This is a genomic window from Rhodococcus sp. NPDC059234 (assembly GCF_042754225.1).
In the GTDB taxonomy this organism is placed as follows: Bacteria; Actinomycetota; Actinomycetes; order Mycobacteriales; family Mycobacteriaceae; genus Rhodococcus_G.
Map to the genome: position 1 here is coordinate 1 of NZ_JBHZAH010000094.1, position 20,224 is coordinate 20,224.

Here is a 20,224-nt window from a genome sequence, read left to right on the forward strand (position 1 = left end):
ACAGTTCGTCGTCTGTCGTCCCTGTTGTCGGTGACCGACACCCCACAGTCAGCGCGTCTTGGCCGCCAACCGCTCGGCCGACACCAGCTCCCGCGTCGCCAGCTCCTTCGCGCACGCGAACAGCGCCCCGACCGCGCTGATCCTCGGGAAGGTCAACCCGGTGTGCCCGACGTTGTCGTGCTCGTCGTCACCGTCGTAGACGACCGTGGCACCGCGCAGCAGCCACCGTTTGACGTCGGCGACCGTCGGAACCTCCCCGGTGGTGCGGAGGTGGAAGGACTGCAGCAGCGCCACCACCCCCGCCGTCACCGCCGTCGCCCGGCTCGACCCGTACTGGATGGACTCACCGGTGTCGTTGCGGATGCCCGCGGAGGTGACGGGCGATCCCGGCGCGAAGATGTCGGTCGCGCACGGACCGCCGACCTTGTGGTGCAGTCGCTGCGAGAACGGTGTCAGCCGGTCCGGCAGGGTGGAGAACGCCTTCGCGCCGTCCGGATATCGGAACGGTCCCTCGTCCGCGTCGTAGACCGCGCCCACACTCAGGGTCTGGCGGAAGATCGCCGGATAGCTCATTCCCTGCAGCCCGCCGTGCGCGTGGTACTCGTTGCCGGCGCAGACGCAGCAAGCGACACCGGCGTCGCTCAGTTCCTGCAGCAGCGCGCCGATGGAGTCGCCCGGCAGGTCGGTGTCGGTCGCCCTGTTGTCCGCTGCGCCGAGCGACATGCACACCGCGGAGATGCCCAGCGGTCTGCGGTGATCGAGTACCCAGTCGAGCCCGCGCGCGACGTCGGCGAAGCGACCGCGCCCGTCGTCGCCGAGCACCTTCACCGGCACGATGCGCGCGTTCGGCGCGACCCCGGTGTGGATGCGGCCAGCGCAGACGATGCCCGCGACGGACGTCCCGTGTCCGTGACGGTCGGTCGGATCCGCGGGGTCGCCGCCGTTGTCGGCGGTGAAGTTGCGGCCCGGCGCCACCCGGCCGGCGAAATCCACGTGACTGCCGCGCAACCCGGTGTCCAGCACGGCGACGGTGACACCCGCACCGCCGACGTTGAAATCGCGGCGCGCCTCGGGCGCGCGAACCAGCAGGTCGATGTCCGTCAGTTCCGGCAGGTAGGGGCCGTCCTTCTGGACCGGCAACTCGACCGCAGCCACCGATTCGGCATGCAGGAGTAGTTGTGTGGTGCCCTGACTCATGGCCTTGTCGTTCATGATCGTGGCCTTTCGTACTGTCGGACGCCACACGGTCAGACCCCACGCGATCGAACACTCGCGGGAAGCAGGGCGATGCGGTCCGACGTATCCCCCGACCCGTCAAATTTTCCTCGTCCGGCGCCGCGATGTCACCAGCGGCGACCGTCGAATCGGCTGGTTGTCGCCAATTCGGTAGAATTCGTCACGACCAGCACGACGAGATCAGGACTGAGCTACCAACCGATGGCACAACCAATGACAGGTATCGATCCCGCCGACCTGGAAACCTGCATCCGCGTCCTCGCCGCGGCCGGCGACCTCGATGCGGATCATCCCGATTCACAGGCCCTGCAACGCGCCAGCGGCAAGATGTTCAAGCAGCTCAAGCGCCGACGGCGGATCGCCGCGCGCGATGCCATCTCGAACGCCGACCGCGAGGTCGTCGCCGCGACCGCCACCGGTTCGCCCGACCGCATCGACGACGAGACCGCGGGCGTGCTGATCTCCTCGCCTACCGTCGGCTCGAGCGCGGGCACCCTGATCCGTCCGCGGCCCTGCTACATCTGCAAGCAGCGCTACACGGTGGTCGACGCGTTCTACCACCAGTTGTGCCCCGAGTGCGCGGCGAGCAGTCATGCCAAGCGTGACGCGAGCACGGACCTGACCGGCCGCCGCGCCCTGCTCACCGGCGGGCGCGCGAAGATCGGCATGTACATCGCGCTGCGCCTGCTGCGGGACGGCGCGCACCTGACCGTGACCACCCGATTCCCGAACGACGCCATCCGGCGGTTCAAGGCGATGGAGGACAGCGCCGACTGGATCCACCGTCTGCGGGTGGTCGGCATCGACCTGCGCGACCCGGCGCAGGTGGTCTCGCTCGCGGACTCGGTCGCCGCGCAGGGCCCGCTCGACATCCTCATCAACAACGCGGCGCAGACCGTCCGCCGGTCTGCGGGCTCCTACTCGGCGCTCGTCGAGGCGGAGTCCGGTCCGCTGCCCGCGGGTGAGCTGCCGGACGTGGTGACCTTCGGCAAGACCAGCGACGCGCACCCGGCCTCGCTCGCCAGCTCGCTGCCGATGGCGTCGCAGTCGATCGTGCACCAGGTGACCGAGCTCGCACTTGTCGCGGGTTCGGCTACGCCCGAACGCATCTCGCAGGGCATCGCGATCGACGCGGGCGGACTGGTGCCGGACGTCGCGCACACCAACAGCTGGGTGCAGACGGTCGGCGAGGTGGACCCGATCGAGCTGCTCGAGGTGCAGTTGTGCAACTCGGTGGCGCCGTTCATCCTGGTGGACCGGCTCCGCCCGGCGATGGCCGCATCATCCGCACGCCGCAAGTACGTGGTGAACGTCTCCGCCATGGAGGGCCAGTTCTCGCGGGCCTACAAGGGTCCCGGCCACCCGCACACCAACATGGCCAAGGCCGCGCTGAACATGCTCACCCGCACCAGCGCCAAGGAGATGCTCGAGCAGGACGGCATCCTCATGACCGCGGTGGACACCGGCTGGATCACCGACGAACGCCCGCACTACACCAAGCTGCGCTTGGCCGACGAGGGTTTCCACGCCCCGCTGGACCTGGTGGACGGCGCGGCCCGGGTGTACGACCCGATCGTGCAGGGCGAGGCGGGCGTGGACCTGTACGGCTGCTTCCTCAAGGACTTCCAGCCCTCGCCCTGGTGACCGCACGCCGCCACCCCGCGCCCCTTTTCTCCCCGATGTCACATTGGTTCGCCTGAGCCGAACCAATGTGACATCGGGGAGTACAAGCAGGGGATGACGTGACGGGCGGTGACACCTAGGGTTGTCGCCATGACCCGCACTCGTGAGCTCGACGTCGTCGTCTACGGCGCCACCGGTTTCGTCGGCAAGCTCACCGCCGACTACCTCGCCCGCCACGCACCGCAGGGCACCCGCATCGGTCTGGCCGGACGTTCCCGCGACCGGCTCGAACGAATCCGCGAGGGTCTCCCCGGTGCTGCCGAGTGGCCGATCCTCGTCGCCTCCGCCGACGACCCGGAATCGCTGACCGCGCTGGCCAAGGCCACCCACGTCGTGATCACCACCGTCGGCCCGTACGCCAAGTACGGCATCGACCTGGTCCGGGCCTGCGCAGAGGAGGGCACCGACTACACGGACCTGTCCGGCGAGGTGCTCTTCGGTCGCGAGTCCATCGACCGCTACCACGAGACCGCCGTCGCGACGGGCGCCCGCATCGTGCACTCGTGCGGATTCGACTCCATCCCTTCCGATCTCGGCGTACACGTGCTCTTCGAGCAGGTGGCCGCGGACGGGGAGGGTGAGCTCACCGACACCACCCTGGTGGTCAGCTCGATGCGCGGCGGGGTCAGTGGCGGCACCATCGACTCGATGCGGGGCCTGGTCGACACCGTCACCACGGACAAGCGGGCCCGCAGGATCGCCGCCGGGCCGTACTCGCTGAGCCCCGATCCCGCCGCCGAACCCGACCTCGGCCGGCAGTCGGACGTCGACCTGGTGAAGGGCTCGGACATCGCGCCCGGGCTGAAGGGCCGCACCGCACCGTTCGTGATGGGCTCGACCAACACCCGTGTCGTACGCCGCAGCAACTCGCTCCGAAACTGGGCCTACGGCAGGACGTTCCGCTATCGCGAGGTGATGAGCGTCGGCCAGTCCCCGCTCTCCCCCGTGCTGGCGGCAGGCGTCGCGGCCGGACTCGGTGCGCTGATGGCCGGGCTGGCCTTCCCGCCGACGCGGTACGTCCTCGACCGGGTGTTGCCGAAGCCCGGCGAGGGTCCGAGCGAGAAGACGCGCAACGCCGGACATTTCACCACGGACGTGTACACGACCACGACCACCGGGGCCCGCTACACCTCGCGGATCCGGGCCAAGGGCGACCCGGGGTACGCGGCGACCGCGGTGATGCTCGGCGAATCCGCGCTCGCCCTGGCGCTCGACCGCGACGCGCTGCCCGCCGCGGCGGGCGTGCTCACCCCCGCCACCGCGATCGGTGACCGGCTGGCGGATCGCCTGCGTGCGGCGGGCTTCGAGATCACCGTCCGCAGGACGTAGTCGCTGCCCCGGGTGTGCCGGCCGTCGAGCGCGCGGCGGCCAGCACCCCGAGCACGATCAGCGCCTGCCCCGCGATGTAGGTCGCCATCACCCAGAATCCCTCGACCGGTGGATGGAACCAGTCCGCGAACGCACCGAGCGCGATCATGGAGTCGGACACCAGGAACAGCGCGCCGCCGAGGGCCGCGACACGCCCCAGCGCCGTGCTGAGCACGGCCATGAGGCCGAGGCAGATGCCGTAGACCAGTGCCGGTGCGAGCATCGCCCCCGCACCGGGCGCGCAGGCCGCCACCAGCGCGGCGATCACCGCGACGTAGCCGAACCCCGCGGGTCGGCGCAGCACGCTCGCGGCGCGGTACGGCCAGAACGCCGCGATGTACGCCACCTGCGCGAGCAGGAAGAACGCGATCATCACCAGGAACGCGGTGTCTCCGTGCGCGAGGTCCGGCGCGGTGTCCCCCAGCCAGGACAGGCCGAGTGCCGCCAGCGTCAGCCGTACCAGCCGGGAGCGCGGCGCGGGAGCCGCCAGCACCAGGAACCAGGCGAGCAACGGCATCAGGAACCACTGGCTCACGTTCGCCACACCGTCGGCCTCGGCGAGTTGCGCAGTCAGGTGGATCACCGAGGCCGCGGCGAACGCGGTGAGCGCGACGACGGCCCGGCCGCCGAGTGTCCGTGCGGGGGCGACAATCATCCGCCCATGCTAACGACGGGTATACCGTCCAGGAATGGTGTCCGCGGAGGTACTCCTCACCGACTACGAGCGCGGTTGTGCGCTGCCGCACCACTCGGGCGGCATGGTCTTCCCTCCTGGCGACGGCTACCTCTCCTCCCGCTTGCCGACCGCGGCCCTCGCGTTGGGTTCGGTCGGCGCGCTGGCCTCCGCGGTCAACCGTCTGCTCGTCGCGCGACGACTGACTCCGCACCCGTGGAGCCTCGACCCGGAGCGAGTCGCCGCGTCGTTCGCCGGCGATCGGATGATGCGCATCGCCGGTGAACCGGTGTCGGGTTTCGCACAGATGTCGGGATTCTTCGCCGCGTCCGACGGGTGGGTCCGCACCCACGCGAACTACCCGCACCACCGGACCCGACTGCTGGAGGCGCTGGGGCTCCCCGACGACGCCGACGCGGGTGTCCTCTCGTCCCGCATCGGAACGTTGTCGGCGCAGGAAGTCGAGGAGCGGGCCGCGGAGTGCGGCGCGATCGCGGCGAGCGTGCGGACCGAAGCGGAGTGGGCGCGGCATCCGCAGGGCGTCGCCTCCGGATCGGGACCGATCGTCCGGATGGGCGCCACATCGTCGGCGCTCGCGACGCCGATGAGTCACTCCGCCAAGAGCACCGACCCCGTCCGACCACTCGGGGGCCGCCGGGTCCTGGACCTGACCCGGGTACTGGCCGGCCCGGTCGCGGGCCGGGCGTTGGCGCTACTCGGAGCGCAGGTCCTCCGCGTCGATCCGCCGCACCTGCACGAGATCGACTGGCAGCACCGCGACACCGGTCAGGGGAAGCGGTCGACGCTGCTCGACCTGACCTCCGACGACGGCGCGCGGGCGATGCGCGCGCTGATGTCCACCGCCGACGTGCTGATCACCGGCTACCGTCCGGGCGCTCTCGACAGATTCGGACTGTCCGGGCTCAGGCCCGGGATCGTGCACGGCTCGGTCAGCGCCTGGAGCGCCGACGGCCCGTGGGCGCAGCGCCGCGGATTCGACTCCATCGTCCAGGCCGCCACCGGCATCGCACTGGTCGAGGGGGGCGCGCACCCGGGAGCACTGCCCGTGCAGGCGCTCGACCACGCCAGCGGGTACCTGTTGGCGGCAGGATTGGTCGACGCGCTGACCCTGCGCGACGGCGACGGCCGCGGGCGGACGGTGGCGGTGTCGCTGGCCCGGACCGCCCGATGGCTGCTCGACGCGCCGGGGCGGGTCGAGGATCCCGCGACAGCGCGGACACCCGGGCCCGACGCCACGGTCACCCACGGGGCGGTCACGTCGGCACGTCCCCCGCTGCCCGGCTACCCGCAGTACCTGTTTGCCGCTCACGACTGGGGCGCGGACGCACCGCACTGGGTGTGACAGCCGACGCGGTCGTGACCACCGACGGCGTTCGATCGTCAACCAGTCACGACGACGGTGCCGGGGCCCGCGCAGGCCGGCGAGCTGGCAGAATCGACCCGGTGCGCGAACATCGCTACGAACCGACCGTGACGTGGACCGGCAACCGCGGCCAGGGCACCGTGGGGCCGCGTTCCTACGGCCGCGAACACATCGTGTCGGCGACGAGCAAGCCGGACCTGCCTGGCAGCTCCGACCCGGCGTTCCTCGGCGATTCGACGCGCTGGAATCCCGAGGAGTTGCTGGTCGCCTCGCTCTCCCAGTGCCACATGCTGTGGTTTCTCGGTCTCGCGGCGGCGGCCGGCGTCGTGGTCACGGACTACGTCGACCATCCGACCGGGACGATGACCGAGGAGCCGGGCGGCGCAGGGCAATTCGCCGAGGTCACGCTACGGCCCGAGGTCACTGTGTCGTCGACGGACGACGTGCTCGACAAGCTGGAGGCACTGCACGAGGAGGCGAACCGGGTCTGTTTCATCGCACGCTCGGTGAACTTCCCGGTTCGTCACCATGCCACTGCGCGGATCGACCGCTGACATGGCAGCCGATATGGCAAGGGTTCCGCTGATCCTCGACGTGGATACGGGAATCGACGACTCGCTGGCGCTGCTCTACCTACTGGCGAGCCCCGAAGCCAAGATCCTCAGCATCGCGAGCACCGCGGGCAACGTGCCCGCCGCGCAGGTGGCCGCGAACAACCTGGCCTGGCTGGACCTGTGCGGGCGCCCCGAAATCGAGGTCACCCTCGGTTCGCCGGTACCGTTGACCGATCCGCTGCGCACCACCGAGGACACCCACGGCCCACAGGGAATCGGCTACGCGCGCCTGCCCGCCTCGAATCGATCCGTGTCCGAGCGCAGTTCGGCTCGGGCCTGGGTGGACATCGCGCGGTCCCGACCGGGCGAGGTCACCGGGCTGGTCACCGGGCCGCTGACCAACCTGGCGCTGGCGCTGCGGATCGAACCCGCCCTCCCGACCCTGCTTCACCGAATCGTCGTGATGGGCGGCGCGTTTCACCATCCGGGCAATACGACGCCGAAGGCGGAGTGGAACATCTCCGTCGACCCCGAGGCCGCCCGCGAGGTGTTCGACGCGTTCTCCGGTGCCCCCGAGGATCGTCGGCCGGTGATCTGTCCGCTCGACGTGACCGAGACCATCGAGATGTTCCCCGAGCACCTGCGCCGGCTCGGCGCGGCCGCGGGCAGCACACCCGACGAGCTGATCACCGAGTCCGATCCGCCCGGAACCCGTTCGCGCGCCTCGAATCCGGTGATCCGGCACCTGTCCGACGCCATTCGGTTCTATCTGGAGTTCCATCGCGACCACGGCCAGGGCTTCCTTGCGCACATGCACGATCCCTTCGCGGCTGCCGTCGCACTGCGGGCGGTCGACTTTCGGACCCGCCCGGCCACCGTCGACGTCGAACTCACCGGAACCCTCACGCGCGCCTGCACCGTCGCCGACTGGTACGGGATGTGGGGACGTCCGTTCAACGCAGACATCGTCGTGGACACCGATCCCGAGGAGTTCTTCACCGGCCTGGTGGATCGGATCGGACGCCATGCGCGTCGAATTCCGCTCGGTTGACCAAGATTCTGTAATGTCTTGACCCCAGGGGGCGAACGAGAGCGAGGTGCGGTGCGCAACCACCGGAAGATCCTGGTTGTCCTGTCGCTCGTGCTGGCACTGGCCGGCATACCCGCCGTCGCAGCGGCGCAGCCGAACGCGACGGCAACGCCGAACGGCCCGCTGGCACTCGTCTACCGCGGGCCCGCGTCCTGCAGCGGTTGCCCGGAATCGGTTGCGGTGATGCTGCGCAATTCGCCGTCCCACTTCCGCACCGAGTACGTCGGCCCCAACGACACTCCCATCACCGCCGCGACACTGGCCCGCGCCAGCGTGTTCGCGCAGCCGGGCGGGCCGAGCCTGAGCAAGGCGTGGAAGGCGATGAAACCGTACTCGGGGGTGATCCGCGACTGGATCCGCAACGGCGGTAGCTATCTGGGATTCTGCGTCGGCGGATACCTGGCGGGGGCGACGCCCGGCTACAACCTGCTGCCCGGTGACACCTCGCAGTACAGCGCCAAACCCGGTGCGACGGTGTGGGACACCCAGCCGCATCGCTCCACGGTCGTCTGGCGAGGCCAGGAGAAGACCACCTACTTCCAGGATCCGCCGGCGTTCGACCTCGAACCTGGTCACAATGCAACCGTGCTGGCCACCTACAAGGGTGGCGAGGTTGCCGCGCTCGCAGTCGATTTCGGCAAGGGACGAGTCGGGGTGACGGGACCGCACGTCGAGGCGGACGCGAGCTGGTTCGTCGACGACGGCCTGTCGGCTCAGGACGCGGTGCACCTCGACCTAGCGTACGACCTCGTGGAAACGACCGTGAACCGCGGCGCCGGACCGTCGACCGTTGCGGCACCGACGACCACGACGACTGTGCCTGTGCCCACTCCGGTACCCGCGGAATTGCCCCTCCCCGCCCCCACTGTGACGACGGCACCCGCGCCCGCACCAGTGGAAATGCCTGCGCCAGTGGCCACTCCCGCGCCGGTGGTCACCGCACCGCCTACGACGGCCGCACCCCCGGTCGCCACCACACCCCCGGTCACAACCACTCCCCCTGCCCCGCAGCGTCCTCCGCTGCCGTGGCCGCTGAACAAGATCGCGGAGGATCCGTTCTTCGGACAGTTCCTCCTTGGCGCGGCCCCGACCGCTCAACCAGCGGCGCGGCCGGGATCCTGACCGTCGAAGCAGTCCGCGGTCAGAGCAGGCCCAGCCGCCGCGCCGCCGCGACCGCCTCGCCACGCGAATGCACGGTGAGCTTCCGATAGATGCTCCGCATCTGGGTCTTCACCGTGTTCGGCGAGACGTAGAGCGATTGCGCGATGGCCGCGACGGTGGCGGTGGTGGCCAGACCGGCGAGCACGGCTCTTTCGCGTTCGGTCAGTACCGCCGCGGCCGGCGGAGCCGGGAAGACATGCGGTCGCAGAGCGACATCCAGTGACCGCCAGGCCTCCGGCACCGGTGGTCCGAGTTCCGACAGCACGGCGAGGGTCTCCGGCGGAACCGTCGCGAACGGACGCACCAATCCGCTGTCCTGGGAGAGCGCGACCGCCCGGCTCCACGCTCCGCGAATCGACTCGGTGTCACCGATGTCGATGAGCGCCATCGCCGAGATCAGCAGTGCTTCCAGCCGAATCCGGGTGTAGCCGCCGTTGTCGGTCGCGAGTTCTCGGCACGCCGCCAGGGCGGCAGCGGCGCCGCCGGACAGCACGGCCGCACGCGCCCCGGACAGTCGCACGAGCGGGTGCACGGGTCCACGCATTCGCTCCACCCGCACCCGCACCCGCACCTCGTCCGCTCCGCCCATCGCCGTCCGAAGGTCCATCGACGCCGATCCGAGGAGCGGCGCCGCCAACGAGTTCGGAGTCAGCCACCGCCGGAAACGAGCCGTCGCTCGTCTCAGCCGATCCGAACCGGCTTCCACATCGCCTCGCACCAGGTCGAGTTGGCTCTGCGTGTATGCGATGAAGGCCCAGATCTCGGCATTGTCGTCGACGTCGCCGATCTCGGCGAGCGCGGTTGCCGCGGCCTCGAGATCCATCCGGTCGAGCGCAGACAGGCCACCAGCGGTGATGGCGGGGATGCGCACCATCACACCCATCCAGCCGGGCGCTTCCCCGAACCGTGACTCGTTTCGGATCCACCTCTCCGCGACACACGGCTCGCCGAGCATTGCGTGGTGCAGGGCCAACTGGCCCGCCGCGTTTCGAGCTGCGAAGGAGGGGCCCCGGTCGGCGGCTCCGCTGTACGACTGCTGCAGAAGGGTCACCGCCACCCCGAAGTCACCCTTCAGATGACTGGCCAATCCCCAATGCAGTTGAAACAGAGGCAGGTACGGCGATACCCCGGCATCTGCCGTGGCGGTGGAGATCTCGGCCAGCACCGAGTGATGACGGACCGCTTCCTCGAAATCCCCGCCGAACCGCATGAGCACGGATCGCACCGTTCCCGCGAGCAGCGCCTCGTCGACAGAACGGTCGGCGATCTCCTCGATTTCGACACGCTCCGACATCACCGACACCGGGCCACGCTCGGCACCGGACTGCATGCGGATCAGCAGTTCGCGTGTGAGGTACAGAGCCGGCCGGTCGAGGACCAACGCCTGCGGCATCGCAATCAGGGCGTCACGCAGCGCGCCGAGCCTGGTCGTCGAGATCTCGAGCCAGCGCGAGGAGACGATCGACCCGACCAGCTCCCAGTCCTCGGCCTCGGTCGCGTACCAGAGCGCCGCCGCGTACTCCCCCGCGTCCAGACTCATCAGCGCCAGCCGCGTCACGGTCTCCTGGACCGGCACGACCCGTTCCCGGACCGCGTGTCGTAGCAACGACCGCCGGACGGCCGGGACCATGCGCCAGTCGTGGCCGTCGACCGCGGGCATACGTACCAGCACACCGGCTCGTTCGAGCGCCGACAGGTCGGCGGCTGCATCCGCGGCACCGAGCTGAGCCGCCGCCGCCGTGGTCACCCGTCGCGCGGAGGCGACGACCATCGCCAGCACTCGATGTCGACCTTCCAGCGACTCGTCGAGTACCGAGGACAGCACGTACCTGTCGACCATCTGGTTCAGCACATCGTCCGCCAACGCCCACTCGAACTCGAGGTCGGTGCCGAACACGCGCGCCACCCGCAGGGCGCCGTCGACCAGAACCGCGTGCCCGCTGGTCCGGCGATGCAATTCGGCGATCGTTCGCGGCGCCAATTCGAGCGAGGACTCGTCGAACAGGTCGGCGACCTCGCGTGCGGTGTATCGCAGCTCGGCCGCGGTCACGACACTGAGGTCCACGGTCGGGAATTTCGCATCCCAGAACAGCGACGCGTCGCGGACCGCGACGATGACGCGGATCCCGCCACCGAGCCGCCGAACCTGGTTCAGCCGGTTCCACAGAGCAGGGTCGGAAAGACGGTCCGGGAGATCGAGGACGAGCACGGTCGCCGGATCCGGGTCGGAACCGATCGACTCGTCCACACGTGCCCAGTACTCGACTGGTTGTGCTCCGTCTGCCGGCGCGTCGATCCGGATCACGACGGCGTCCCGCTGCGTCGCGAGCCACGACTCGATCAGCGTCGTCTTTCCGCAACCGGTCGGTCCCCACACGACGGAGAGCGCCGCGCCTTCGTCCATTCGGCGCAGCAGTCGCGGACGCGCGGTCGGCCTCGGAGTCGCCCAACGGCTGACGGACACGAGCCCACCCCTCCGATCGAATTGCAGCTGATGTGCCTGCCACAGCGGCGCTGTCGAGGCGACAGTGTAGCTCCCGGATATCTGAGTCATTTGTCCAATTACCACCACGCGGAAGTGAGCAGGGTCACGGCGCTCGAGTGACGAGGGGTGAATCACCGGGTGAATCGGAAGTCGCCCGGCGCCGGACACCCGAACGGGGCGCCGTCGCACCGTGCGGGCCTGCGGGCCGGCGTCCCGCCCGTCACAACCCCGGCGTACACCGCACGCCGCGCCCCGGCCGACTCGGTGAGCTGCCCGGATGGTTGCAGAATCAACGGTTTCGGCAGCCGGAGGTCTTGCCGGGCCCACGGCGCGGCCGGCCCCGGGCCCGCGCCCGCGCGCGTACGACACCCGGGTCCACGCCGCCGACGACCCCCGAACGAGACGCCCTCGACGTGCTTACATAACCCGACCGCAAATCGAATTAGCCAGCGGTTAACTACTACGAGGAAACCATGTCCAGCGCTCAGACACGCCCGTTCATGTCCGGACCGGCCGGGGTCACCGCACCCATGCGGCGGCTCGAGCATGTCTTCGAGGCCTCAGTCGAACGCACGCCGTATGCCGTCGCGGTCGAGTGCGACGACCACCGCCTCACCTACGCCGACCTCGAGCAACGCGCGAACCAGCTGGCCAACCACCTGATCAGCCTTCGCGCCGGGGTCGGGGCCCGCGTCGCGATCCTGCTCGAACGCTCCCCGGAGACGTACGTCGCGCTGCTCGCGGTCCTCAAGGCCGGCGCGGCCTTCGTCCCGATCGATCCCGCCTCGCCCGCCGACCGAATCGCGTACATCACCTCGGACTCCGACGTCGACCTCGTACTCACGAGCTCCGCCTTCTCGGCCACACTCGCCGGGCTCGAGGTGTCGTGGACAGAGGTCGACAGCGAGGCCGTCCTCATCGCCGAACAACCGACCACTCGTCCGAGCTTCACGGTGGCGCACCGCGATCCGGCCGCGTACATCATCTACACGTCCGGCTCGACCGGCCGCCCGAAGGGCGTCGAGGTCGCGCAGTCGAGCATCTGCAACTTTCTCGACATCGTGCCCACCGTCTACGACGTGCAACCGACCGATCGGGTGTACCAGGGCATGACCATCTCGTTCGACTTCTCCATCGAGGAGATCTGGCCGACGTGGGCGGTCGGCGCCACGCTGGTCGCGGGCCCCACCGGAGCGGGCCGCCTCGGCGGCGAACTCGCGGACTTCCTCGAGTCGCGGGGCGTCACCGTCATGTACTGCGTGCCGACCCTGCTCGCCACGATCCCCCGTGAGCTCCCGCTGTTGCGCAGCATCCTCGTCGGCGGCGAAGCCTGCCCGCGAGAGCTGGTCGAGCGCTGGGGCCGCCCCGGCAGGCGCATCCTCAACACCTACGGCCCGACCGAGGCGACCGTGACCGCGACCTGGTGCGAGCTGGTGCCCGGCCGTCCGGTCACGATCGGTGTCCCGCTTCCGACCTACTCGGTGGTGATCCTCGACGAGAACCGCGAACCGGTTCCGCACGGTGGCATCGGCGAGATCTGCATAGGCGGCCCCGGTGTCGCCCGCGGGTATGTCGGCCGCCCCGACCTGACCGCCGACCGGTTCCTCGACCTGCCGATCCCGGGAATTCGCGGCCGCATCTACCGCACCGGCGACCTCGGCCGGATCACCGAGGACGGTGAAGTCGAGTACCTCGGCCGCGCCGACAGCGAGGTCAAGATCCGCGGCCACCGCGTCGATCTCGGCGAGATCGAGAGCGTGCTGCTCGTCGACGACGCCGTCGCCAGCGCGGTCGTCTCGAAGGTCACCGTCGCCGACGTCGAACAGCTCGCCTCGTGGGTGGTCCTGCTGCCGGGCGCCGACGCCCACGGCCTTGCGGTCGACGCGCTCGCCGCCCGCGTGCACGAGGAGCTGCAGAGACGGCTCCCGGACTACATGGTGCCGACCTTCCTCGACGTCGTCGACGAACTGCCCATGATGCCCAGCGGCAAGGTCGACCGCCCCCGGCTGCCCGCACCCACCGGCCGACGGCTCTCCGGGCCCACCGGACCGGTGGTCGCGGCAGGTAGCGACGTCGAGTTCGACCTGCGCCGATTGTGGGCCGACCTGCTCGGCCTGCCCGCCGACGAGGTCTCCGTCGAAGCCGACTTCTTCACCGAACTCGGGGGCCACTCCCTCGCCGCGGCCCAGCTGGTGACGCGACTGCGGGAGAGCGGGATGCACCCGACTGCCGGCATCCGGGACGTGTACGCCGGCCCGACGATCCGCGCGATGGCCGCGACGCTGGTCGGCATCGGCGCGGACGGCGGAAACGGAAGGCCCACTCCGCCGGTCCCGCCGACACAACGCACCGACGGCGCACCGATCGGCAGTGCCGCCGTGCGGCGCGCCGGGGCAGCGCAGGCCCTGTTCGTCCTGCTGATCCTGCTGGTCGTGACGATCCCGGTCTCGATCGTGTACGTCCGCCACAACGGTCAGCCGTCGTTCGACGCCCTCGTCGACCTGCTGATCGCCACGGTTCCGTCGTACCTGATGGTGCGATGGGTGGTCCCGGTCCTGGCGATCCGGCCGCTGTCCGCCGGCATCGAACCCGGCCGCTACCGGCTCTGGGGCACAACATATCTGCGGCTGTGGATGGTCGACCACCTGATGATGCTGGCACCGATGCCGGTGCTCAGCGGGTCGCCGCTGATGGCGCCGTTCCTGCGGGCGCTGGGCGCCAGCGTGGGCGCCGACACCCACATCGGCACCTCGACCGTCTCGTTCCCCGCGATGGTGACCATCGGTGCCGGGGCCTCGCTCGGCACGAACACCGACGTGCGGCCGTGGCGGGTCGTCGGCCGCCAAGTCGTCGTGGCGCCGATCGTCGTCGGCGCACACGCGTACGTCGCCGCGAACTGCGCACTCGAACCGGGCGCCGTCGTCGGCGACACCGCGATGCTCGGCGACCAGTCGGTCCTGGCCGAGGGTGTCACGATTCCCGCACGCACCCGGTGGGCCGGCTCGCCGCCGCGCCCGGTGCCCCGCCTCGACCCCCGCGTCGAAGCGATGGCCGCGGACGAGCCGGCACCAGGGTGGACCCCGAAGTTGCTGCTGCTCACCGCGTTCGGTGTGCTCACCCTCGAGGCGCTGGCGATCGCCACCATCGTGCCCAGCCTCGTGCTGGTGTGGGCGGTGCTGCTCGAGTACGGAATGCTCGCCTCGCTGCTGGCGACGCTGGCCTCCGGCGCCGTCTACGTCGCCAGCGTGTGCGCCGTCGTCGCGCTCGGCAAGAGGCTGATCCTGCCGTCGCTACCGACCGGCACGTTCCCCGAGGCGTCCGCGCTGGGCGTCAAGAAGTGGGCCACCGACAAGCTGTTCGAGATGAGCCTGCTCTACACGAACACCCTCTACGCGACCCTGTACACGGTGCCGTGGCTGCGCCTGCTCGGCGCCAGGGTCGGTCGCGGCGCCGAGGTCTCGACCGTCTCCCACATCGATCCCGACCTGCTGACCATCGGCGAGGAGAGCTTCGTCGCCGACATGGCGAGCCTCGGCGGCAGCACGTTCTGCAACGGCCGGATGACGTTCGCGCCCACCGAGATCGGCACCCGGGCGTTCATCGGCAACGCCGCGGTGCTGCCGAGCGGCATGCACACCGGTGACGGTTCACTGGTCGGCGTGCTGACCGTACCGCCGGCCGAGGGCGTTCCGGCCGACACGTCGTGGCTCGGCAATCCTGCGTTCTACCTGCCGGCCCGGCAGGACAGCGGCGAGTTCGACGAGGCGGAGACCTTCTCCCCGAGCCGGGCGGTCGTCGCCCACCGCTGGTGGATCGAGTTCTTCCGGATCGTGCTGCCGCCCACGGTGATCGGGGTGAGCCTGTACTTCTACCTGCTGGGGCTCTCGCTGATCGCTCGTGCCAGCACCCTCACCTGGACGATCCTGTCGGCGCCGCTGCTGGCACTGGCGACCGCGCTCGGGGTGGTGCTGTTCTCCGCGGCGGTGAAGAAGAACCTGGTCGGCACCTACCGGCCGCGGGTGGAGCCGCTGTGGGCCAGGTTCGTGCGTCGGTCCGAATTCGCCACCGGCATGTACGAGTCGGCCGCGGTCCCGGTGCTGCTCGGTCAGCTCACCGGAACCCCGTTCCTGCCGATGGTCCTGCGCTGGTTCGGCGCGGGAATGGGCAGACGGGTCTGGATCGGCACCACATACCTCACCGAGTTCGACCTGGTGCAGGTCGGCGACGACGCGGTGATCGGGGCCGGGGTGTCACTGCAGACGCACCTGTTCGAGGACCGCGTGATGAAGATGTCGACCGTCACCGTCTGCGCGGGCGCGACCGTCGGCACCCGTGCGGTGGTGCTCTACGACGCCGTCGTCGGCGAGCACGCCGAACTCGGCCCGCTGTCGCTGCTGATGAAGGGCGACGAGCTGCCCGCCCACACCCGATGGGAGGGCGTCCCGGCCCAGGCGGTGCGCCCGTGAGGCACTCGTACCACCGCCCCCTCGCCCTGGTGTACCGCGGCGGCGCCACCCTGCCCGGTTGCGCGGAATCGGTGGCCGCGCTGCTCGCGCGCAGCCGGTGGAACTTCGAGATCCACTACGTCGGCCCGCGTGAGGACCTACCGCTCACTCCCGACGTCCTACGATCCGCCGCCGTGTACGCCCAACCCGGCGGCGACGAACTGCGACCCGCGTGGCGGCGGATGCGACGGCACCGGAACACGGTCCGCGAGTACGTCGCAGGCGGCGGTCGCTACCTGGGGTTCTGTCTCGGCGGATACCTCGCGGGCGCCACGCCGGGATTCAACCTGCTTCCGGGAGATGCCGACCGCTACATCTCCACCGCACGCGCCGAGGTCGCCGGGCCCGAGGCGACAGTCGTCGACGTGCGGTGGCGTGGGCGTCCGCAGCCGATGTACTTCCAGGACGGCCCGACCTTCGCACTGCCGCAGTACTTTCCGCCCGGAATGCACGTGCTGGCCGCGTATGCCAACGGCCAGATCGCCGCGCTCACCGCGCACTTCGGTGCGGGCCGCGTCGGCGTCGTCGGCCCGCACCCGGAAGCCGACGCCGACTGGTTCGCCGATTCCGGACTGTCCACCCCCGCCGGCGTCGGCAGCGTCGCCGGCCTCGACCTGATCGACGCGGTGATGAGCTGACATGACGACCCTGACCGACAGTCCAGCGACCGCCGCGCCCGCACGGCGGCGGGTCCGCCTGCGTGGCGTCGACCTCGCCCGCGGGCTGGCCGTGCTCGGCATGATCGCCGTGCACTCGTTGGACGACTACGACGCGGACGGCCACCCGACCCTCCCGTACACCCTTTCGGCCGGGCACGCGTCGGCGATGTTCGCCGTGCTGGCCGGGGTCGCGATCGCGTTCCTGTCCGGTCGTCGCCGCTTGCAGCCCGGACCGCAGTCTCGTGGCACGGCCGCGTCGCTGGTCGCCCGAGCCGTGATGCTCGGCCTGATCGGGTTGTCGTTGGGATACACCGAGATCGACTACGGGGTGGTGATCCTCCCGTACTACGCCGTCATGTTCCTGCTCGCGGTGCCGCTGGTGTATCTGAGCACCCGCACGCTGGCGGTACTGGCGATTGCGTCAGCCGCGGTGACGCCGGTGCTCAGCCAGTTCGTCCGCCCACATCTGCCGGAGCCGTTCACTCGGCAGTTGTCCTGGGAGACAGTGCTGGTCGAGCCGATCCAGTCGCTGGCCAATCTCGTCTTCACCGGCGAGTTCCCGGTCGTCGTGTGGATGACCTACATGCTGGTGGGCATCGTGGTCGGCCGGCTCGACCTCTCGTCCCTGCGGATCAACGCCTGGCTCACCGGCATCGGCGCGCTGCTCGTCTCGCTGTCGGCCACGCTGTCGTGGATGTTCCTGCACCCGTTCGAGGGCCTGAGCCGGCTCGAAGCGATCGCCGATCCCGACACCCTCGAGGAAGTCCTCGCGTTCGGCTCCGACGGCACCGTGCCCACCGACACCTGGTGGTGGCTCGCGGTCAACGGTCCGCACACAGGCACACCGCTGGACCTGATGAACACGGTCGGCAGTTCGTTCCTCGTCCTCGGCCTGTGCCTGCTGCTGTTCCGGGTCGGCCGGCCGGTGCCGGCTCGGGCGGTGAACATCCTCACCGCCCCACTGGTGGCCGTCGGCACGATGTCGCTGACCGTCTATGTCGGGCACATCATGTTCATCAACTCCGACTTCGACATGTACGACGCCACCGAGGGCTACGTGCGACAGGTCGTGGTGATCTGCGCCCTGGCACTGGCCTGGCGAGCGACCGCCGGCCGGGGGCCGCTCGAAGGTCTCGTCACCTCCGTGACCACCCGCGTTCGCCGGGCTGTCGAATCCCGGACCGCCCGCACATGAATCGAACCGAGGGCCGGGTGACGCGGCGGCGGTTCCTGATCGGGGCGGCCGGGGTCGGCGCGGTCGGTGCCGCAGCAGCAGTGGGGTTGCCACGCCTGCTCGCCGACGCGGACGACCGGCCGGTCGCCCTCGTCTACCGCGGTCCCGCGGCCTGCTCGGGCTGCGCGGAATCGGTGGCGAACCTGCTCGTGTCCGCGCCGACCCCGCTGCGACCGGTGTACTGCGGACCCGACGAGGAGGTCGACGTCACCCCCGAGACCCTCGCCGGGGCAGCCGTCTACGCGCAGCCAGGCGGCGGAACGGTCGGTCCCGCGTGGCGCCGCACTCGGTCGTACGCGCCCCACCTGCGCGAGTTTGTGGCCGCGGGCGGCTCCTACCTCGGTTTCTGTCTCGGCGCCTACCTGGCCGGCAACGACCCCGGCTACAGACTGTTCCCCGGCCAGGTGCGGCAGTACATCGGCACGGACGACGCGACCGTGCACGACACCGAGGACACCGTCGTCGCTGTCGACTGGCGCAACCAGCGCCGGCACATGTTCTTCCAGGACGGCACGGCGTTCACGGTCCCCGACGACAACTGGGACGCGGTCGGCGCGACGGTGCTGGCGCGCTACCCGAACGAGGTGGTCGCGGCCGTCGTCACCCCGTACGGCAGCGGCCGCGTCGGACTGGTCGGCCCGCACCCGGAAGCCGACGAGTCCTGGTATCGCGGACCCGGATTGACGAACCCGGACGGGATCCGATTCGACCTCGGCCACGACCTGATCCAGACCACTCTGCTGCGCTGACCCGCGGCCGCCCTCGGCTCAGAACCGCTGCACGTTGTGGATGGGCGGGAGGTCGGCGAGCCCGGTCAGGCCGATCGGGACATCCTCGTCGTAGGCGTTGAACACCTGCCCGAATCCCGCGTAGATGCCCACGTGGTCGGCGGCGTCCCGGAAGGTGATGACGTCGCCGGGAGCCATCGCCTCCACCGGGATCGGGTCGCCCACGAGTGCCTGGTCCTCGCTCACCCGCGGCAGGTCCACCCCGGCCTGCCCGAAGGCCCACTGCACCAGGCCCGAACAGTCCCACGCGTCGGGCCCCGTTCCACCCCAGCGGTACGGCTTGCCCGCCTGCGTGTACGCGGCCGCGAGCGCCGACAAACCGGCCGGACTCGATGCGGCCGAGGCGATCTCGATCACCGCAGGCACGACCGCCGCCTCCGGCGACTCGGAGGAGGCGGTCAGCCGGTCGAGTTGATCGGCGGTCGACCGGGCGAGCACCGGCGGGACCACCACGGCACCGGCGACCGCCGCGAACAACCCGGTCGCCACCAGTGCGTTCCGGAGCCGGCTCCGACTCGCGGATGCCGAAGACCGCTCTGTCACGTCAACTCCGTTCAGCATCGTCCGCGGCGATCCCCGTTCCATCCGACGCCTAGCCGTCGAACGTCTCCAGAATCTGGTGCGCGGCCAGCGCCGCGGTCAGCGACCCCTCACGGACCCGCTGCTCGACGTCGCCGCGGATCGCCTTGACGGCGGGGTCGGTGTCGAGGCGGCGCAGCAACTGGTCGTGCACCATCGACCACGTCCAGTCCACCTGCTGCTGGTGCCGTTTGGCCTCGAGTTCGCCGGCGTCGCCGAGCACCTTGCGGTGCAGCAGCACGGTGTCCCAGAACTTGTCGACGCCGTCGTTCTCCAGCGCGCTCATGGTGAGCACCGGCGGCTTCCACAGCGCGTCGTGCGGGTAGATCAGCCGCAGTGCACCCGCCAGCTCCCGCGCCGCGGCCTTGGCCTCGATCGCGTGCTTGCCGTCGGCCTTGTTCACCGTGACGATGTCGGCCAGCTCGAGCACACCCTTCTTGATGCCCTGCAGCTGGTCGCCGGTCCGAGCGAGGGTGAGGAAGGTGAAGGTGTCGACCATGTTGGCGACCGTCACCTCGGACTGCCCGACGCCGACGGTCTCGACCAGGATCACGTCGTAGCCGGCCGCCTCGAGCAGCACGATGGTCTCGCGGGTCGCCTTCGCGACGCCGCCGAGCGTGCCGGAGGTCGGGGACGGCCGGATGAACGCGTTCGGTTCCACCGACAGGTTCTGCATCCGGGTCTTGTCGCCGAGGATCGAGCCGCCCGTGCGGGTGGACGACGGATCGACGGCGAGGACGGCGACCTTGTGCCCCAACGAGATCAGGTGCATACCGAGGGCCTCGATGGTGGTCGACTTGCCCACCCCGGGGACCCCGGTGATGC

At 70.2% G+C, this 20,224-nt stretch carries 15 protein-coding genes; 10 read left to right on the forward strand and 5 right to left on the reverse strand.

Going from position 1 to position 20,224, the window contains the following annotated elements:
* Positions 1-48: 48 nt before the first annotated feature.
* Positions 49-1,212 carry a S8 family serine peptidase gene (locus ACFXGJ_RS18245; protein ID WP_378622796.1) on the reverse strand — a complete coding sequence of 388 codons (1,164 nt, stop codon included), beginning with the start codon at positions 1,210-1,212 and terminating at the stop codon, positions 49-51.
* Positions 1,213-1,449: 237 nt separating this feature from the next.
* On the opposite strand from ACFXGJ_RS18245, the gene ACFXGJ_RS18250 reads away from it, so the two are divergent.
* Together ACFXGJ_RS18250 and ACFXGJ_RS18255 are read left to right on the forward strand one after the other, a co-directional pair.
* Complete coding sequence (locus ACFXGJ_RS18250; protein WP_378622799.1) at positions 1,450-2,880, forward strand: SDR family NAD(P)-dependent oxidoreductase; 1,431 nt, start codon at positions 1,450-1,452, stop codon at positions 2,878-2,880.
* 129 nt (positions 2,881-3,009) lie between these two features.
* A complete protein-coding gene (locus ACFXGJ_RS18255) occupies positions 3,010-4,248 on the forward strand; it encodes a saccharopine dehydrogenase family protein (RefSeq protein WP_378622802.1) in 1,239 nt (412 codons plus the stop codon).
* Here the strand turns inward: ACFXGJ_RS18255 and ACFXGJ_RS18260 are convergent.
* Positions 4,229-4,942, reverse strand: a complete 714-nt coding sequence (locus ACFXGJ_RS18260; RefSeq protein ID WP_378622805.1) for a lysoplasmalogenase — start codon at positions 4,940-4,942, stop codon at positions 4,229-4,231. The genes ACFXGJ_RS18255 and ACFXGJ_RS18260 overlap by 20 nt on opposite strands.
* Positions 4,943-5,045: 103 nt before the next feature.
* Between ACFXGJ_RS18260 and ACFXGJ_RS18265 the strand changes: the two genes are divergently transcribed.
* The 4 genes from ACFXGJ_RS18265 (at position 5,046) to ACFXGJ_RS18280 (ending at position 9,110) form a co-directional block, all read left to right on the forward strand.
* The gene (locus ACFXGJ_RS18265; RefSeq protein ID WP_378622832.1) at positions 5,046-6,323 is read left to right on the forward strand and encodes a CoA transferase; all 1,278 of its coding nucleotides are present in this window, start codon (positions 5,046-5,048) and stop codon (positions 6,321-6,323) included.
* Between the two features lie 101 nt (positions 6,324-6,424).
* Positions 6,425-6,898 (forward strand): OsmC family protein, encoded by a 474-nt coding sequence (locus ACFXGJ_RS18270; protein ID WP_378622808.1) that lies wholly within the window; start codon positions 6,425-6,427, stop codon positions 6,896-6,898.
* Positions 6,899-6,911: 13 nt separating this feature from the next.
* A complete protein-coding gene (locus ACFXGJ_RS18275) occupies positions 6,912-7,949 on the forward strand; it encodes a nucleoside hydrolase (RefSeq protein ID WP_378622834.1) in 1,038 nt (345 codons plus the stop codon).
* Positions 7,950-8,000: 51 nt separating this feature from the next.
* On the forward strand, positions 8,001-9,110 hold the full coding sequence (locus tag ACFXGJ_RS18280) for a BPL-N domain-containing protein (RefSeq protein WP_378622810.1): 1,110 nt from the start codon (positions 8,001-8,003) through the stop codon (positions 9,108-9,110).
* 19 nt (positions 9,111-9,129) lie between these two features.
* Here ACFXGJ_RS18280 and ACFXGJ_RS18285 read toward each other — a convergent pair whose 3' ends face one another.
* Positions 9,130-11,613, reverse strand: coding sequence for a LuxR C-terminal-related transcriptional regulator (locus tag ACFXGJ_RS18285; RefSeq protein WP_378622813.1), 2,484 nt, complete (start codon positions 11,611-11,613; stop codon positions 9,130-9,132).
* A gap of 494 nt (positions 11,614-12,107) precedes the next feature.
* Here ACFXGJ_RS18285 and ACFXGJ_RS18290 point away from each other — a divergent pair, with 494 nt between their 5' ends.
* Genes ACFXGJ_RS18290 through ACFXGJ_RS18305 form a run of 4 tightly spaced genes read left to right on the forward strand, consistent with a single transcriptional unit; the run spans position 12,108 to position 18,781 of the window.
* The gene (locus ACFXGJ_RS18290; protein ID WP_378622815.1) at positions 12,108-16,100 is read left to right on the forward strand and encodes a Pls/PosA family non-ribosomal peptide synthetase; all 3,993 of its coding nucleotides are present in this window, start codon (positions 12,108-12,110) and stop codon (positions 16,098-16,100) included.
* Positions 16,097-16,777 (forward strand): BPL-N domain-containing protein, encoded by a 681-nt coding sequence (locus ACFXGJ_RS18295; RefSeq protein WP_378622819.1) that lies wholly within the window; start codon positions 16,097-16,099, stop codon positions 16,775-16,777. The genes ACFXGJ_RS18290 and ACFXGJ_RS18295 overlap by 4 nt, the downstream gene beginning before the upstream one ends.
* A gap of 1 nt (position 16,778) precedes the next feature.
* Positions 16,779-17,993 carry a heparan-alpha-glucosaminide N-acetyltransferase domain-containing protein gene (locus ACFXGJ_RS18300; RefSeq protein WP_378622823.1) on the forward strand — a complete coding sequence of 405 codons (1,215 nt, stop codon included), beginning with the start codon at positions 16,779-16,781 and terminating at the stop codon, positions 17,991-17,993.
* On the forward strand, positions 17,990-18,781 hold the full coding sequence (locus tag ACFXGJ_RS18305; RefSeq protein WP_378622825.1) for a BPL-N domain-containing protein: 792 nt from the start codon (positions 17,990-17,992) through the stop codon (positions 18,779-18,781). Before ACFXGJ_RS18300 ends, ACFXGJ_RS18305 begins: the two co-directional genes overlap by 4 nt.
* A gap of 18 nt (positions 18,782-18,799) precedes the next feature.
* On the opposite strand, the gene ACFXGJ_RS18310 is transcribed toward ACFXGJ_RS18305, so the two are convergent.
* Both ACFXGJ_RS18310 and meaB read right to left on the reverse strand, forming a co-directional pair.
* Positions 18,800-19,363: a C40 family peptidase gene (locus ACFXGJ_RS18310; protein ID WP_378622827.1), complete on the reverse strand. Its 564-nt coding sequence runs from the start codon at positions 19,361-19,363 to the stop codon at positions 18,800-18,802.
* 49 nt (positions 19,364-19,412) lie between these two features.
* On the reverse strand, positions 19,413-20,224 hold an 812-nt coding region (gene meaB, locus ACFXGJ_RS18315), incomplete at its 5' end, for a methylmalonyl Co-A mutase-associated GTPase MeaB (RefSeq protein ID WP_378622830.1).

Bases quoted from the DNA above. Each gene is read 5' to 3' on its own strand.
- ACFXGJ_RS18260 (WP_378622805.1), bottom strand. From the start codon at position 4,942: ATGATTGTCGCCCCCGCACGGACACTCGGCGGCCGGGCCGTCGTCGCG.
- ACFXGJ_RS18265 (WP_378622832.1), top strand. From the start codon at position 5,046: ATGGTCTTCCCTCCTGGCGACGGCTACCTCTCCTCCCGCTTGCCGACC.
- ACFXGJ_RS18290 (WP_378622815.1), top strand. From the start codon at position 12,108: ATGTCCAGCGCTCAGACACGCCCGTTCATGTCCGGACCGGCCGGGGTC.
- ACFXGJ_RS18255 (WP_378622802.1), top strand. From the start codon at position 3,010: ATGACCCGCACTCGTGAGCTCGACGTCGTCGTCTACGGCGCCACCGGT.
- ACFXGJ_RS18305 (WP_378622825.1), top strand. From the start codon at position 17,990: ATGAATCGAACCGAGGGCCGGGTGACGCGGCGGCGGTTCCTGATCGGG.
- ACFXGJ_RS18275 (WP_378622834.1), top strand. From the start codon at position 6,912: ATGGCAAGGGTTCCGCTGATCCTCGACGTGGATACGGGAATCGACGAC.
- ACFXGJ_RS18250 (WP_378622799.1), top strand. From the start codon at position 1,450: ATGACAGGTATCGATCCCGCCGACCTGGAAACCTGCATCCGCGTCCTC.
- ACFXGJ_RS18245 (WP_378622796.1), bottom strand. From the start codon at position 1,212: ATGAACGACAAGGCCATGAGTCAGGGCACCACACAACTACTCCTGCAT.
- ACFXGJ_RS18300 (WP_378622823.1), top strand. From the start codon at position 16,779: ATGACGACCCTGACCGACAGTCCAGCGACCGCCGCGCCCGCACGGCGG.